Source organism: Bordetella flabilis (assembly GCF_001676725.1).
Taxonomy (GTDB): Bacteria; Pseudomonadota; Gammaproteobacteria; order Burkholderiales; family Burkholderiaceae_B; genus Bordetella_C; species Bordetella_C flabilis.
Window position 1 is genome coordinate 3115583 of the sequence record NZ_CP016172.1, and the last position, 13307, is coordinate 3128889.

Annotated in this window: 14 protein-coding genes; 10 read left to right on the forward strand and 4 right to left on the reverse strand. The window is 67.0% G+C overall.

Features of this window, described 5'->3' with window-relative positions; translation table 11 throughout:
• Positions 1-54 precede the first annotated feature (54 nt).
• The 3 genes from BAU07_RS13580 to BAU07_RS13590 are packed head-to-tail and all read right to left on the reverse strand — an operon-like array spanning position 55 to position 3010.
• Positions 55-1236 (reverse strand): hypothetical protein, encoded by a 1182-nt coding sequence (locus BAU07_RS13580; RefSeq protein WP_066658593.1) that lies wholly within the window; start codon positions 1234-1236, stop codon positions 55-57.
• Positions 1233-2111, reverse strand: coding sequence for an OmpA/MotB family protein (locus tag BAU07_RS13585; RefSeq protein WP_084025725.1), 879 nt, complete (start codon positions 2109-2111; stop codon positions 1233-1235). The genes BAU07_RS13580 and BAU07_RS13585 overlap by 4 nt, the downstream gene beginning before the upstream one ends.
• Positions 2108-3010, reverse strand: a complete 903-nt coding sequence (locus tag BAU07_RS13590) for a motility protein A (protein WP_066658594.1) — start codon at positions 3008-3010, stop codon at positions 2108-2110. Before BAU07_RS13590 ends, BAU07_RS13585 begins: the two co-directional genes overlap by 4 nt.
• Before the next feature lie 274 nt (positions 3011-3284).
• Between BAU07_RS13590 and BAU07_RS13595 the strand changes: the two genes are divergently transcribed.
• The 5 genes from BAU07_RS13595 to nhaA all read left to right on the forward strand — a co-directional run bounded on the left by BAU07_RS13595 (position 3285) and on the right by nhaA (position 7129).
• A complete protein-coding gene (locus tag BAU07_RS13595) occupies positions 3285-4028 on the forward strand; it encodes a GntR family transcriptional regulator (protein ID WP_066658595.1) in 744 nt (247 codons plus the stop codon).
• A 124-nt stretch (positions 4029-4152) separates the two neighbouring features.
• Positions 4153-4950, forward strand: a complete 798-nt coding sequence (locus BAU07_RS13600; RefSeq protein WP_157122517.1) for a sulfite exporter TauE/SafE family protein — start codon at positions 4153-4155, stop codon at positions 4948-4950.
• A complete protein-coding gene (locus tag BAU07_RS13605; protein WP_066658596.1) occupies positions 4947-5264 on the forward strand; it encodes a DUF1634 domain-containing protein in 318 nt (105 codons plus the stop codon). Before BAU07_RS13600 ends, BAU07_RS13605 begins: the two co-directional genes overlap by 4 nt.
• A gap of 71 nt (positions 5265-5335) precedes the next feature.
• Positions 5336-5845, forward strand: a complete 510-nt coding sequence (locus BAU07_RS13610; protein WP_066658598.1) for a DoxX family protein — start codon at positions 5336-5338, stop codon at positions 5843-5845.
• Between the two features lie 105 nt (positions 5846-5950).
• Positions 5951-7129, forward strand: coding sequence for a Na+/H+ antiporter NhaA (gene nhaA, locus BAU07_RS13615; RefSeq protein WP_066658601.1), 1179 nt, complete (start codon positions 5951-5953; stop codon positions 7127-7129).
• Between the two features lie 13 nt (positions 7130-7142).
• Here nhaA and BAU07_RS13620 read toward each other — a convergent pair whose 3' ends face one another.
• On the reverse strand, positions 7143-8030 hold the full coding sequence (locus BAU07_RS13620; protein WP_066658605.1) for a LysR substrate-binding domain-containing protein: 888 nt from the start codon (positions 8028-8030) through the stop codon (positions 7143-7145).
• Between the two features lie 114 nt (positions 8031-8144).
• On the opposite strand from BAU07_RS13620, the gene BAU07_RS13625 reads away from it, so the two are divergent.
• The 5 genes from BAU07_RS13625 (at position 8145) to BAU07_RS13645 (ending at position 13307) form a co-directional block, all read left to right on the forward strand.
• On the forward strand, positions 8145-8732 hold the full coding sequence (locus tag BAU07_RS13625) for a cysteine dioxygenase family protein (protein ID WP_066658608.1): 588 nt from the start codon (positions 8145-8147) through the stop codon (positions 8730-8732).
• A 14-nt stretch (positions 8733-8746) separates the two neighbouring features.
• Positions 8747-9916 (forward strand): cystathionine beta-lyase, encoded by a 1170-nt coding sequence (metC, locus tag BAU07_RS13630; protein WP_066658611.1) that lies wholly within the window; start codon positions 8747-8749, stop codon positions 9914-9916.
• A gap of 145 nt (positions 9917-10061) precedes the next feature.
• On the forward strand, positions 10062-11693 hold the full coding sequence (locus BAU07_RS13635; protein ID WP_066658614.1) for a rhodanese-like domain-containing protein: 1632 nt from the start codon (positions 10062-10064) through the stop codon (positions 11691-11693).
• Positions 11694-11741: 48 nt separating this feature from the next.
• On the forward strand, positions 11742-12563 hold the full coding sequence (locus BAU07_RS13640; protein WP_066658617.1) for an ABC transporter substrate-binding protein: 822 nt from the start codon (positions 11742-11744) through the stop codon (positions 12561-12563).
• Between the two features lie 48 nt (positions 12564-12611).
• The gene (locus BAU07_RS13645) at positions 12612-13307 is read left to right on the forward strand and encodes an amino acid ABC transporter permease (RefSeq protein WP_066658619.1); all 696 of its coding nucleotides are present in this window, start codon (positions 12612-12614) and stop codon (positions 13305-13307) included.

Sequence of the window (13307 nt, forward strand, 5' to 3'; positions counted from 1 at the left end):
GCCCGAAAAAAAGATCGCTTCAACTCGCACTCCTTCCCTGGATCCGGCCCAGGCTCAGAAACCCGTTTGATAGATGAAACGCAGCAGCGCCTGGTTGAATGCGACGCCCTGCTCCTGCTGCCGCAGGATGCCCGCTTGCACAATCAGCCCGAAGTCGGTCTGGTAGGCCACCGTGCCGGCCAGTCCCCAATCCCGGCTGTCGACAAAGCCCTGGTCCGCCAGCGAACCCTCCAGCGCGTCCACTCGCCGCTGCGCCACGGCCACCGTGTACAGGAAACGTCCGGCCGACACACTGGCGGCGGCGATCATATCGGTGGCCGCGGCCTGCCTGCCCATGAAACCGCGCAGGTGCACGGCTTCGGCGAACAGCCGCAAGCCCACGCCCTCGGCCAGGGGCGTTTCGTAATTGACATGCAGTTCCAGGCCGTTCTCCGCGCGCTGGTCGCCCTGCCCCGCACCCAGGCGCGCCACGGTGCCCCCTGCCCGCAGGCCCGCCAGGCCCGGGATATCCGAAATTTCGTACGAAATGCCGCCGGATTGCAGGCCCGACGTATTGCCGGGCCCGCCATCCTGGAGATTCGGCTGGGAGGGATAGTCGTTGAACCAGGTCTGCCCCAGCGTCGTGTTGTCGCGCTTGAACAGGATGGAGGTGAATGTGTGGGTCGCTGAACCGGCCGGCTGCAATGTCCACCGTGCCCCCAGCCCCAGGGATCCCGGATAGCTGTAGTCGCCCGAAAAGCCGCTATAGATGCCGTCCATGGTCTGCCAGGCCTCGCCGTACCCCACTTCGAACTTGCCGGCGAAATAGCTGACGGCGCCTGCGTCATAACTGAGGAACAGGTTGCGCAGTTGCCCGTCCAGGCGTTCGAATGCGCGGTCAGCCGGATCGTTGCCGAAGGATCGGAATTCAGCCAGGCCGGACAAAGTCCAGCGTGGCGCGAGCCGTGCAATGGCCGCGCCTTGCAGGAAGGGGTCCACCGTCTGCCAGGACGAAGGCAGGCGTGCCGCGTCGGGTCCGCGCACACCGAAAAAATTTGCGCTCTCCACGTAGCCCAGGAAGCGGCCCGACACGGAGGGATAGGATTGCTCCGGCGCAGGCCCCGGCGATTCCGGGGCGGGGTCGAGAAAGATCTCGGACTGCGAGGCACGGGCCTGGCCGGCCGCCAGCATGCACGCGCCGGACACCGTAACGGCGGCCAGCGCGCGGTACAGGCCGGAACGCCGGCGCGCTATCACGGCGCGGGCGTCCCCGGGTCTATCCTCATGATCAGTTCGACGCGTCGATTGGCGGCGCGGCCGGCCTGCGTGTCATTGCTTTCCAGCGGCTTGGTGTCGGCATACCCCACGGCGCGCAGCCGCTGCGGGTCGACGCCGTCGCGCACCAGTTCGCGCAGCACGGCCGTGGAGCGCGCCGCGGACAGGTCCCAGTTGGACGCGAACTGGCGCGTCAGGATGGGGACGTTATCGCTGTGTCCTTCGACCGATACGGGATACTTGCTGCGGTTGATGACCTGGGCGAGTTTCTTGACCAGGGGCACGCCCTCACTGCTCAGGGTGGCCTGCCCCGACGTGAACAGCAGCTCGTTGCTGATGCGGAAGCTCACGGTCTGGCGGTTGATCTGCACATTGACCGACTTGCCCAGGTCGGCCAGGCCCAGTTCCTCCGCGGTCGGCATTGTGACCGGCTCGGCAGGCTGCTCCAGCGGCTCGGTCGGCGCCGTGGCCACCGCCGCGACGGTAGCCGGATCCGGCAGATCGGCCCATTCGGCGGGGATGTGCGGCAGATCGGCGGCCCAGGGCTGGCCGGGTGCGGGCGGCAGCTTGGCCAGGCTCACTCCAGCGGCGACCTCCGGCGGCTCCGCCCCCAGGCTCGGTCCCAGCCGTGTCAGCGCCAGCATGACGACAAACAGCGCCAGCAACAGCGTGACCAGGTCCAGGTAGGTCATCAGCCAGTTGTCGGGCTCCCTGTCCAGGGTTTCGGGCACGTGCCAGCGCTCATAGCGATTGCGCCGCAATGCCTTGCTGCGTTCGCGGCGCTGGCGCTCGTCCTCCGCCTTGCGCTGTGCGGCGATGTCTATCCAGGACGGCCGGGGGGAACGGGTGGCGCTCATGACCGCTGCGACGTCACCCGGCTGCGCAGCGCGGTCGCCCCGCCCAGTGCCGGGTCGGGAATGGCGGACGGCGCGCGGGGCGTGCTGCGCGGGGCGCCCGCCTTGGCCTGCCTGCCCTTTTTCACCGGCTGGTCGCGGATTTCGTCCTCGATGTTCTCCATGAAGGAATTGAGGGTTTCACGAACCATGGCGGGCCCGCGCCGCTCGCACATCATGGAAATTCCCTGCAGCACCATGTTCATCAGCACCAGGCGCTGTTCGGTGCGGCGTTCCAGCTTGATGGCGATGGGCTTGCAGATCAGGTTGGCCAGCAGGATGCCGTAGAAGGTCGCGATCAACGCAATGCCCATCTGCTTGCCGATGACGTCCATGCCTTGCGAGCCCAGCACCGTCATCAGGTTGACCAGCCCGATCAGGGTCGCGAGCATGCCGAAGGCCGGCGCGAAGGCGGCCATGGTGCGGAACATCTGCGCCTCGGCCTGCTCCCGCGCCCGCATGCGCGCGATGCGCCATTGCAGCAACTCGACGATCTGTTCTTCCGGCGTGTTGTCGATGATCAACTGCACGCCGGTGCGCAGAAAGGGGTTGGACACCTTCTGCAGCTCACGCTCGACATTGTGTACGTCCGCGCCCGCCCAGCTGTGCGCCAGGGCGACCAGTTCCTCGATATCGCGCTGGGTGTCCACTTTTTCGTTGCGGACCACCAGGCGCATGAGCGGAACGATGCGCCGGATTTCGCTCAAGGGGTAGGCAATGAACAGCGCGGCCGCCGTGCCGCCCAGCACGATGCCCAGGCCCGGCAGGTTGATGAAGGTGACGGCGTCCGGCGCCGAGGAAAAGATCGCCGCCGCCAGGGTCGCGACGGCGACGGCAATACCGATCAGGGTCGAGGAATTCATGATTTGCCCAATGGAGAGGCGGCCGGACCAGGCCAAGAGGGCCGTCCGGATCCCGCGCGGTACACGGGACGCCCCAATTCTAGTGAGCCGCCCGCCGCTCCAACGGCCCTAAAAAGGGCCGAAAAACCCCCGACTCCTGCGGCTTGGGTGCGCCCGGCGCACTTACTCCGGTCCTGGCCAGCGCTGACCGACCAGGAAACCCGCTCGTTCGCGCCTCGCCCGTTGCTCGCGGCCAGGTCTTGACATCGTGAGATCATGACATCATGATGTCTGAATGAATTCCGCCGCACCCGCCGCCCCGCTCTATGCCAAGGTGGAAATGACCCTTGCTGAAGACATCGCCGCCGGCCGGCTGCCCATCGGCAGTCAGTTGCCATCCGAGGACTGCCTGGTGTCCCGATTCGAGGTCAGCCGCACCACCGTGCGCAAGGCCGTCGAGAACCTGGTATCACGGGGGCTGGTCCAGATACGCCGCGGCAAGGGCACCTTCGTCGCGGAACCCCGCATCCACCAGGAACTGACCGAACTGAGCGGCTTCGTCGAGGACATGACGGCGCTGGGCCGGCATCCGACCGCGCGCCTGCTCGATCACCGCGTGGTCGTGGCCGGTGAAGCGGTCGCGCGCGAACTGGACATCACGGCCGGCACGCAGGTCACGCGTATCGAACGGGTACGGCTGGCCGACGGCGTGCCCATATCGCTGGACGAGACCTACCTGCCGCTGGCCATCGGACAAAAGATCGTCCAGCACGATCTGGAAGCGGAGCCCATCTTTTCGCTGCTGGAAGACAAGTACGACCTGCCGCTGGTGGAGGCCAAGTACCAGTTGGAAGCCACCACGGCCACGGCACATGTCGCCGCGGCCCTGGGTATCGCGGTCGGCAGCCCCATCTTCCTGATCGAACGCACGTCGTATTGCGCGGGGCCGCGGCCGATCGATTACGAAAAGCTCTACTACCGCGGCGACTTCATCCGCTTCGTCACGCGCCTGGCACGCCGCCCGCGGCCGCGCAGCTGAACGCCATCGGCTCACGCCGCCAGACGCCGCGCATGCGCTCGCAGCCCCAAGGACGCCCCCGTTGATCTGCCCCACGTTCACCTGGCTGTTGCTCGCCGCGTTCTGCGCCAGCGCCTTCGGCGGCATGCTGGGCATGGCCAGCGGCATCTTCATCGTCCCGCTGCTGACCATGCTGTTCGGCATCGATATCCGCGTCGCCATCGCCGCCAGCATCGTGTCGGTGATCGCCTGTTCCTGCGCGGGCGCGGCGTCGTTCCTGCGCGCCAGGCTGACTCACATCAGGCTGGCCATCGTGCTGGAAAGCGCTACGACGCTGGGCGCGGTGACGGGCGTGTTCCTGGTCGGCTGCGTACCGGTAGCGTGGCTGTACGGGCTGTTCGCCATCATCCTGGCGTTGTCGGCACGGCAGATGGCGACCCGGCGCGGTACGGAAACCCCGCCGGGTCGCATCGCCGGCGACGCGGGGCCGGGATGGCTGCGTCTGCATTCCACCTACCGCGATCCGGAATCGGGCGCCAGCGTGGCGTATCGGGTCGAACGCGTGCCGCTCGGCCTGTTGCTGATGTACGGCGCGGGATTGATCTCCGCCCTGCTCGGCATTGGCAGCGGTGTCCTGAAGATTCCCGCCATGGATACCGCGTTGCGGCTTCCCATCAAAGTGTCCTCGGCCACGTCGAACTTCATGATCGGCGTGACCGCCGCGGCCAGCGCGGGCGCCTATCTGGCGCGCGGGGATATCGACATGAGCATTGCCCCGCCCATCGTGCTGGGTTCTGTCATCGGCGCGTATTCCGGCGCGCAAGCCGTGGTGAAAGTGTCGGGCGATACCCTGCGCGTGCTGTTCATCGTGGTGCTGTGCATCCTCTCGGCCTGCATGCTGTTCAGCGCGCTGGGGGTGCAGATTCCCGGAGGCGGCGCATGAGCGGCGCGGCGGATGTCCTGCGTCGCCACGAAGCCCTGCTGGGGGGACTGCTGCGGTTCGGGACATGGGCCGCGTGCCTGCTGATGGTCGCCGGCGCGCTGCTGGACCTGCCTGCCGCATCCCGGCTCGGGCTGCCGGACGGCATGGCCGCCATGGATGTCATCAGGGCCGGCATCGCCGTGCTGATTTTTTTGCCCGTGGCGCGCGTGGCGCTGATGCTGGTTCTCTTCCTGAACGAGCGCGACTACGTGTACACGGCAATCGCTGCCCTGGTGCTGGCCATTATCGGCACGGGGTTTTTCTTCGCGCGATAAGCCGCTCTTCCGGCCTCCTGCCCCAGGTGCGTCCCAGGCGGCCTCCGCGCCCATCCTGAAAGGAAGTATCCATGAGCCTGCCCGCCTTCATTCGCAAGTTCGCCTTCGCTCCCCTGCCCGTCCCGCCCGGACTGTACGCCGTGCCCCTGCGGATGATGGTCGGCTTCGGCTTCATCCAGCACGGCTATGCGAAGCTGGCGCGCGGCCCGGAGGACTTCATCACGATTCTGCATGCAATGGGGATGCCGGCGGCGGCCCTGGCCGGCTGGGCCACGATCGCCGTGGAGATCCTGGGCGGCCTGCTGATCTTCCTGGGCGCGCTGGTTCCGCTTGCAACGGTGCCGATGGCGATCGTGCTGTTCGTCGCCATCGTCACCGTCCACATGCCCAACGGGTTCAGTTCGATCAAGCTGCAATCCTTCGGGCCAGGCGGCGCGCATTTCGGTCAGCCCGGCTACGAGACGGACCTGCTTTATCTGGCGGGGCTTGTCGCGCTGTGTTTCGGCGGGGCGGGGCCGCTGTCGCTGGACGGCTGGATACGCCGGCGGCGATCCCGCGAGGCGGGGCGCCAGCCGGCCTGAACACGCCGCGGTCTTCCCGGGCGTCGCGCATCCAGGCATTCCTATATCATCGATGGACCTGTCGCGCGCCGCGCGCATGTCCTCGGTAAACAGCAAAGGAAGCCCGTGCCCATCGCCCAGGGAACATTGACGCAGACCTTCACCCGCTTCTTCGATTCGGAAAAATCAGGCGGGCTCGTCCTCATCGCCGCGACCGTGGTGTCGCTGCTATTGGCCAATTCCCCCCTTTCGGACGTCTACCTGGGCATCTGGCAATGGCACGTCGGCGGGCTCAGCATCGAGCACTGGATCAACGATGCCCTCATGGCCATCTTCTTCCTCCTGATCGGGCTGGAGCTGGAACGCGAAATCTACAACGGCGAGCTCTCCGATTTCCGCAGCGCACTGCTGCCCATCCTGGCCGCGGCGGGGGGTATCGCAGCGCCCGCGCTCATCCATTATTTACTGAACGCGGGAACCCCGACGCAACCTGGCCTGGGCATCCCGATGGCTACGGATATCGCGTTTGCATTGGGCGTGCTTGCGCTGCTGGGCAGCCGGGTGCCCGCCGCCCTGAAGATCTTCCTGACGGCGCTTGCCGTCATGGACGACCTGGGCGCCATCGTGGTGATCGCCGTGTTCTACACGGCGGAGCTTTCGGCCGTGTACCTGCTGGGCGCCCTGGCGGTGTTCGCGCTACTGGTGGGGATGAACCGCTTCCTGCGCATCATGGCCTTGACGCCCTACCTGGTGGGCGGGGCCCTCATGTGGGTGCTGATGTTGAAATCGGGCGTGCATGCGACGATCGCCGGTGTCCTGCTGGCCTTTGCCATCCCCTACTCCAGGAAGGAAGACGACGCCGCGTCGCCCTCGCATCGGCTTGAGCACATCCTTCACAAGCCGGTGGCCTTCGTCATCCTGCCCGTCTTCGCCCTGGCGAACACGGGCATCGTGATCGGCAGCGGCTGGAGCGCGCAACTGGCGTCGGCCAACGGCATCGGCATCCTGGCCGGGCTGGTGGTCGGCAAGCCGCTGGGGATCATGCTGCTGTGCCTGCTGGCCGTCAAGCTGGGGATCGCGGCACTGCCGGCGGGCCTGGGTTGGCGCCATCTGTTCGGCGCCGGCCTATTGGCAGGCATCGGTTTCACCATGTCCATCTTCATTACCAACCTGGCCTTCACGGCGCAGCCCGACGTCATCACGGAATCCAAGATGGCGATCCTTCTCGCATCCCTGGTGGCCGGCCTGCTCGGATACATGTGGCTGAAGCTGTTCGCCCTGCGCGGGGACGCGCCACGGTACTAGGAGGCGTCCCGGCTCAGGCCTGCACGCCGGCGGCCAGCGCACCGCGTTCGCTCAGCCCCATTTTGCTGGTCAGCATGCCGAACACATAGCGCGTTAGCGGATTGATCAGGTCGCCGCGGATCCACAGAAAATAGTTCACGTCCGGAAGCGGCGGCAGGCCGTCCTTTTCGCCGAGGACGCGCATGTCAGGGGCCAGGAATTCGACGCTGCGCGCGGTCACCCCCAGGCCCGCGCGCACGGCCGCGCGGATCCCCACCAGGTTGGGCGCCACATAATTCGTCAACCACGGCACCCTGGCCTGTTCCAGCGCATTGAGCGCCAGCCGCCGGAAAATGCTGGGCTCGTCGGCCAGGACCAGGGGCACGGGCGCGGTGGCGTCATGCACATAGCTGGCGGAGCAGATCCAGGCGGTGGGCGATGTGCGCAGGATCACGCCTTCGAAGGCCTGGTCAAAGCGCGTGGAAATGGTCAGATCCAATTCGCCCGCCCGCAGCGCGGTCATCAGCACGGGGCTGCGATCCACGCGGATCTCCAGCCTTACGCGCGGGGACGAGCGCGCAATGTGCGTCAGCACCGTGGGCAGGATCGTATCGGCCACATCGTGCGGCGACCCCAGGCGCAGTTCGCCTTCGAGCTGACCGTCCTGCATGGCGCGCACGGCTTCGTCATTCACCGCCAGGATGTGGCGCGCGTAGTCGACCAGCTTGCGTCCATGCGAGGAAAGCAGCTTGTTGCGGCCATGCTTTTCGAACAAGGGCACGCCGATCAGGCCTTCCAGGCGCTGCATCTGTTGCGTGATCGCCGATTGGGTTTTGTGCAGGCGCTCGGCCGCGGCGGAAAACGTTTCTTCCTCCGCGATGGCCGCGAGCGTGCGCAGCAGGTCGAGATCCAGGTTCCGCATATCTCCCCGACATATTACTGGCGCTAATGAGTTCTTAAATCAATTTAATTTGTCAGCTCGCGGTACGCCCCGTAGAGTACGGCTTGTTCCCCGTACAGCACAGGAGTTTTGAGCATGGGCAGCCAGCACCCGCATGACGCTGAGATTTCAGCAGCGATCGAAAGTATAAAAGATACTTTAGGAACCGCGGGCCTTGGCCGTCCCAGCCTGGATGCGGTGCTGCACAAGGTGATCGCCCTGGCCAGCCACGCTGACTGGTGGGGCCAGGACCGCTATCCCGCGCCGCAGGGCGACGAACGCCAGGCGCGCTACCTGATCAGCGAGGACGCCGATCGCAGCTACGCGCTTTACCTGAATGTCATGCGCCCCGGCAAGCAGATCGTGCCGCATAACCACACGACCTGGGCCTGCATCGCGGCGGTGGAAGGCGTCGAATACAACTACGTGTATGACCGCCTGGACGACGGCACCCAGCCGGGCGTGGGCCGCCTGGCCCAGCGCGACACCGTGGTGGTGGAGCCCGGGACCGGCATCGCCCTCATGCCCGACGATATCCATGCGGTGGAAATCCGCGGCGACAGCGTCATCCGGCATTTGCACATGTACGGACGCGCCCTCGAAACCCTCACCGAACGGGTGTCATTCGACCTGCAGGCGGGCACCTGCAAGGTCATGCCCATCGGCGTGCAGACCCGCCGCTGACGGACGACGCCTCCATGGAAGAACGGTACAAGCCTGGCACGCGCTTGCTGCGTGCCGGACGGCCCCATCGCGGCTGGGTCAACACGCCGGTCACGCGCGCCAGCACCTATGTCTACGACAGCGTGCAGCACTGGCGCGACACGCGCGCCCGCCGCGATCAGGAACGGCTGGTGTCCTATGGCGCCCGCGGCACCGACAGCACCTATGCGCTGGAGGATGCGCTGATCGAACTGGAGGGCGGATATCGCGCCAAGGCGTTTCCGACCGGCCAGGCGGCGATCGCCGTCGTCCTGCTGGCCTACCTGAAAAGCGGCGACCATGTGCTGATCACCGACGCGGTCTACGAGCCGGTGCGCCGCTTTTGCGCCGAACACCTGGAAAGACTGGGGATTGCCTACAGCTACTACCTGCCCGACGGCAGCGACCTGGCCACGCGCATCCGCCCTGAAACCCGGATGATCTACGCGGAGTGCCCGGGCTCGCTGGTCTACGAAATGATGGACCTGCCGGCCGTGGCGGCACTGGCCCATCGCCATGACTGCTGGCTCGCCGTGGACAACACCTGGGGTTCCGGGCTGCTGTACCGCCCGCTTGCGCTGGGCGCGGACATCTCCATCACCGCCGCGACCAAATACCTGGGCGGCCACGCCGACGTGATGATGGGCACAGTGGTCACGAACGAGCGCGCCTGGTCGCCCCTTGAGCGCGCCACGGTGGACCTGGGGCAGACCGTGGGCGCGGACGACGCCTATCTGGTGCTGCGCGGCATACGCTCGCTGCCGGCGCGCCTCGCTCTCCATGGCCGCAACGCGCTGCGCGTCGCGGACTGGCTGCAGGGCCGCCCCGAGGTCGCGCGCGTGCTGTGCCCGGCCTTGCCCGGCGATCCCGGCCACGCACTATGGCGGCGCGATTGCACCGGCACCAACGGCCTGCTGTCGATCGAATTCTCTGCCGGTATCCGCGACGCGGACGTCGAACGCATGATCGATCGCTTCCGGCTGTTCGGCCTGGGCGCCTCCTGGGGCGGCTTCGAGAGCCTGACCGTGCCGGTCAATATGGCCCGCGCGCGTTGCGTGGCGGACTGGTCCGGACGCGGCGCCATCCTGCGCCTGCACATCGGGCTGGAAGATCCGGAGGATCTCATCGCCGACCTGGAGCAGGCCATGCCCGCGCTGCAACCCTGAACCGCCGCGGCTGCGGCGCCTGCACCGACGTGACAGGGCCCGCAGCCACCGCGCCACCCGCTACGCCGACACACACGCCGGCGGCACGCCGCATTCCGGCGCGCCGCCAGGGACTGCTTTTTTTCTCGATTACGCGACTTCCGCCATGACGCTGCGCCAGACCGAAACCCCGCCCTTTCCCGCCATCGATGCGCCAACCCTGAAGCGCTGGCTGCACGACGGCGGCGAAATCGCCTTGCTGGACGTGCGCGAGCATGGGCAGTATGGCCACGGCCACCCTTTTCTCGCCGTGCCCCTGCCCTATAGCCGCCTGGAGGCGGAAATCGCGCGGCTGGTGCCGCGGCGTGCCGCGCGCATCGTCGCGATCGACGACGGCGATGGCGTGGCGGTACGCGCCGGGCGGGCCCTGGCGGGACTGGGGTATACGGACGTACACGTCCTGGAAGGCGGCGCGCCGGCCTGGCGCGATGCCGGCTACACCTTGTTTGCCGGGGTGAACGTGCCCAGCAAGACATTCGGCGAACTCGCGGAGCATCTGCTGCACACCCCGCGTATCAGCGCACCCGAGCTGGCCGCGCGCATGAAGGACGGCACTGACCTGGTGGTGCTGGACGGCCGACCCTATGCCGAATACGCCAAGATGAACATTCCTGGCGGCATCTGCTGCCCCAACGGCGAACTGGCGCTGCGCGTGCAGGAGCTGGCACCGGATCCCGGCACCGTGATCGTGGTGAACTGCGCCGGACGTACCCGCAGCATCATCGGCGCGCAGACCCTTATCGAGCTGGGCGTGCCCAACCCCGTCTACGCACTGGAAAACGGCACCCAGGGATGGTATCTGGCCGATCTGCAGCTGGAACACGGCGCGCAACGCAAATATCCCGATGACATCGGCCCCGACGTCCTGCCCGCGCTACGCGAACGCGCGCAAACCCTGGCGCGGCGCAGCGGCGTGCCGATGGCCGATGTCGCGCAGGTGCGCGCATGGCTGGCCGACCCGGGACGCACTACCTACCTGTGCGACGTACGGACGGCGGAGGAATACGCCGCCGGTACGCTACCCGGCGCCCAGCACACGCCCGGCGGGCAGTTGATCCAGGCCACCGACCAATACGTGGGCGTGCGCGGCGCGCGACTGGTCCTGCTGGACGGCGAGGAAGTCCGCGCGCCCGTGGTCGCGGCCTGGCTCGCCCGCATGGGGTGGGACGTCCATGTACTGCGCGACGGCGTACGGGCGGACCTCGGACCGGGCCTGGCGCCGGACATCGGCGCGGCGCGACCGCATGAGCCGCGGCCCACGCCACCGTCCATCACCACGCTGGCGCTGGCCGACGCCCACCGCGACGGCGCCCTGCTGGTCGACGTGCGGCCCAGCATGCGCTATCGCAAGGCACATATCGCCGGCGCGCGTTGGTCGATACGCCCCCGCCTGCATACGCTGGGCATCCCGCCCGGCACGCCTGTCGTGCTGCTGGCCGAGGATGCCGCCGTCGGCGCATTGGCCCGGCGCGAGCTCGAACAACTCGGCGTGCGCGACGCGCGCCTGCACACCGGCACGCCGGAGGAATGGCGCCAGGCCGGGCTGCCGGTGCAGGCGGCGGACGCCACGCCGGCCGACGCCGAATGCATCGATTACCTGTTCTTTGTCCACGACCGCCACGACGGCAACAAGGCGGCGGCCAGGCAGTACCTGGCCTGGGAAACCGACCTGGTCAACCAGATCGACGAGTGGGAGCGGTCGATATTCCGACTCCCGACCGGACTACCGCAAGCCTGAAGACCGGCCAGGCTATCCGCGCCGGCAACCACGAGAAGGGGAACGACGATGAGCAACGGGATATGGACATGGGCCGCGGCATGCGTAGCGCTGCTGTGTGGCGCCGCGCACGCGGACGCCCTGGACGATATCAAGGCGCGCGGCACGCTGGTATGCGGCACGCAGAACGCGAGCGTGCCCTACGCCTATCAGGATGCCGCCACGCGCACCTTTGTCGGATACGACGTCGACATGTGCGCCGCGCTGGCCAAGGGCCTCGGGGTCGCGCTGCAACACAAGCCGCTTTCCACGGAAGCGCGCATCCCCGAGCTCAAGATGGGACGCGTCGACGTGGTGGCGGGCGCCATGGCCTACCTTCCCGAACGGGCCAGCCAGGTGGACTTCAGCCTGCAGTACCTGCAGGGTGGCATCAAGGTCCTGGTCAAGCAGAAGTCCGGTATCGCGACGCTGGACGACCTGGCCGGAAAGAAGATCTGCGCGTCCAAGGGATCCAGTTCCGCCGCCATCGCCGCGCGCGTCTTGCCCAAGGCGCATGTGCTGTCTTTCCAGGACGTGGCGTCCTGCTATCTCGGGCTGCAGAACGACAAGGTCGACGGCTTTACGGCAGGCGAGCTGGTGCTCAAGCGCTTCGAGCTGGACTCGCAGTCCAAGGGCGACCGAACCGTGCTGCTGGAACAGGCGACGTATATCGAACATATCGGCGTGGTGGTGAACAAGGGCAATCCCAAGCTGCTGGCCGCCGTCAACGGCGTCATCCGCGATATGGACAAGACCGGCGCCCTCGACGCCATGTACGACAAATGGCTGGGCTTGGGGTCTATCTACAAGCTCGCCCGTACCTTCAAGGTAGAGCCGGTCGACACGCCCTAGGGCCTGTCCAGGCCGGAACGAGGCTCGTACCCGTACGCGGAGATCGCAATGGAATTCGACCTTTCCTTCCTGGGCCGCGGCGGTTATGGCGCGATGCTGCTCAACGGCGTGGCGACGACCATGCGCCTCTTTGCCGGGGCCTGGCTGCTGGGCTTCGCCGTGGCGCTGCTGCTGGTAGGCCTGCGCGCCGTACCATGGCGGCCGCTGCAGGCGGTGCTCACGGCATTCGTGGAATACCACCGCAACGTGCCCACGGTGGTGCAGATCATGGTCTGGTACTTCGGCATGCCGCAAGTGCTGCCCGACGGCCTGCGCCTGTGGCTGAACAAGGGCGATACCGAGTTCATGTTCGGCATGATCGCCCTGGCCCTGAACGTCAGCGCCTTCATGTGCGAGGACATACGTTCCGGCCTGCGCGCCATACCGGTCACGCAGCTGGAAGCGGCACGCGCCATCGGTCTCGGCGCGGTGGGCGCCATGCGCTACGTCATGCTCCCGCAGGCGCTGCGCATAGGCGTCCCGCCTCTCATCAACCGTTCGCTGATCCTGTTCAAGGACACCAGCCTGGCGATGGTCATCGGCGTGGGCGAGCTGACGTACCAGGTCAAGGCGATCGAGAACCAGACCTTCCGCTCCTTCGAGGTCTTCGCGGTGTCGACCGGACTGTACCTGGCCGCGTCGCTGCTGCTGATGACGCTGGGAGCGTGGTTCGGCAGGCGCTTTCCGCCGGCATTCAGGGGATAG

Bases quoted from the DNA above. Each gene is read 5' to 3' on its own strand.
- BAU07_RS13640 (WP_066658617.1), top strand. From the start codon at position 11,742: ATGAGCAACGGGATATGGACATGGGCCGCGGCATGCGTAGCGCTGCTG.
- metC (WP_066658611.1), top strand. From the start codon at position 8,747: ATGGAAGAACGGTACAAGCCTGGCACGCGCTTGCTGCGTGCCGGACGG.
- BAU07_RS13595 (WP_066658595.1), top strand. From the start codon at position 3,285: ATGAATTCCGCCGCACCCGCCGCCCCGCTCTATGCCAAGGTGGAAATG.
- BAU07_RS13645 (WP_066658619.1), top strand. From the start codon at position 12,612: ATGGAATTCGACCTTTCCTTCCTGGGCCGCGGCGGTTATGGCGCGATG.
- BAU07_RS13635 (WP_066658614.1), top strand. From the start codon at position 10,062: ATGACGCTGCGCCAGACCGAAACCCCGCCCTTTCCCGCCATCGATGCG.
- BAU07_RS13625 (WP_066658608.1), top strand. From the start codon at position 8,145: ATGGGCAGCCAGCACCCGCATGACGCTGAGATTTCAGCAGCGATCGAA.
- BAU07_RS13600 (WP_157122517.1), top strand. From the start codon at position 4,153: ATGCTGGGCATGGCCAGCGGCATCTTCATCGTCCCGCTGCTGACCATG.
- BAU07_RS13605 (WP_066658596.1), top strand. From the start codon at position 4,947: ATGAGCGGCGCGGCGGATGTCCTGCGTCGCCACGAAGCCCTGCTGGGG.
- BAU07_RS13590 (WP_066658594.1), bottom strand. From the start codon at position 3,010: ATGAATTCCTCGACCCTGATCGGTATTGCCGTCGCCGTCGCGACCCTG.
- BAU07_RS13620 (WP_066658605.1), bottom strand. From the start codon at position 8,030: ATGCGGAACCTGGATCTCGACCTGCTGCGCACGCTCGCGGCCATCGCG.
- BAU07_RS13610 (WP_066658598.1), top strand. From the start codon at position 5,336: ATGAGCCTGCCCGCCTTCATTCGCAAGTTCGCCTTCGCTCCCCTGCCC.
- BAU07_RS13585 (WP_084025725.1), bottom strand. From the start codon at position 2,111: ATGAGCGCCACCCGTTCCCCCCGGCCGTCCTGGATAGACATCGCCGCA.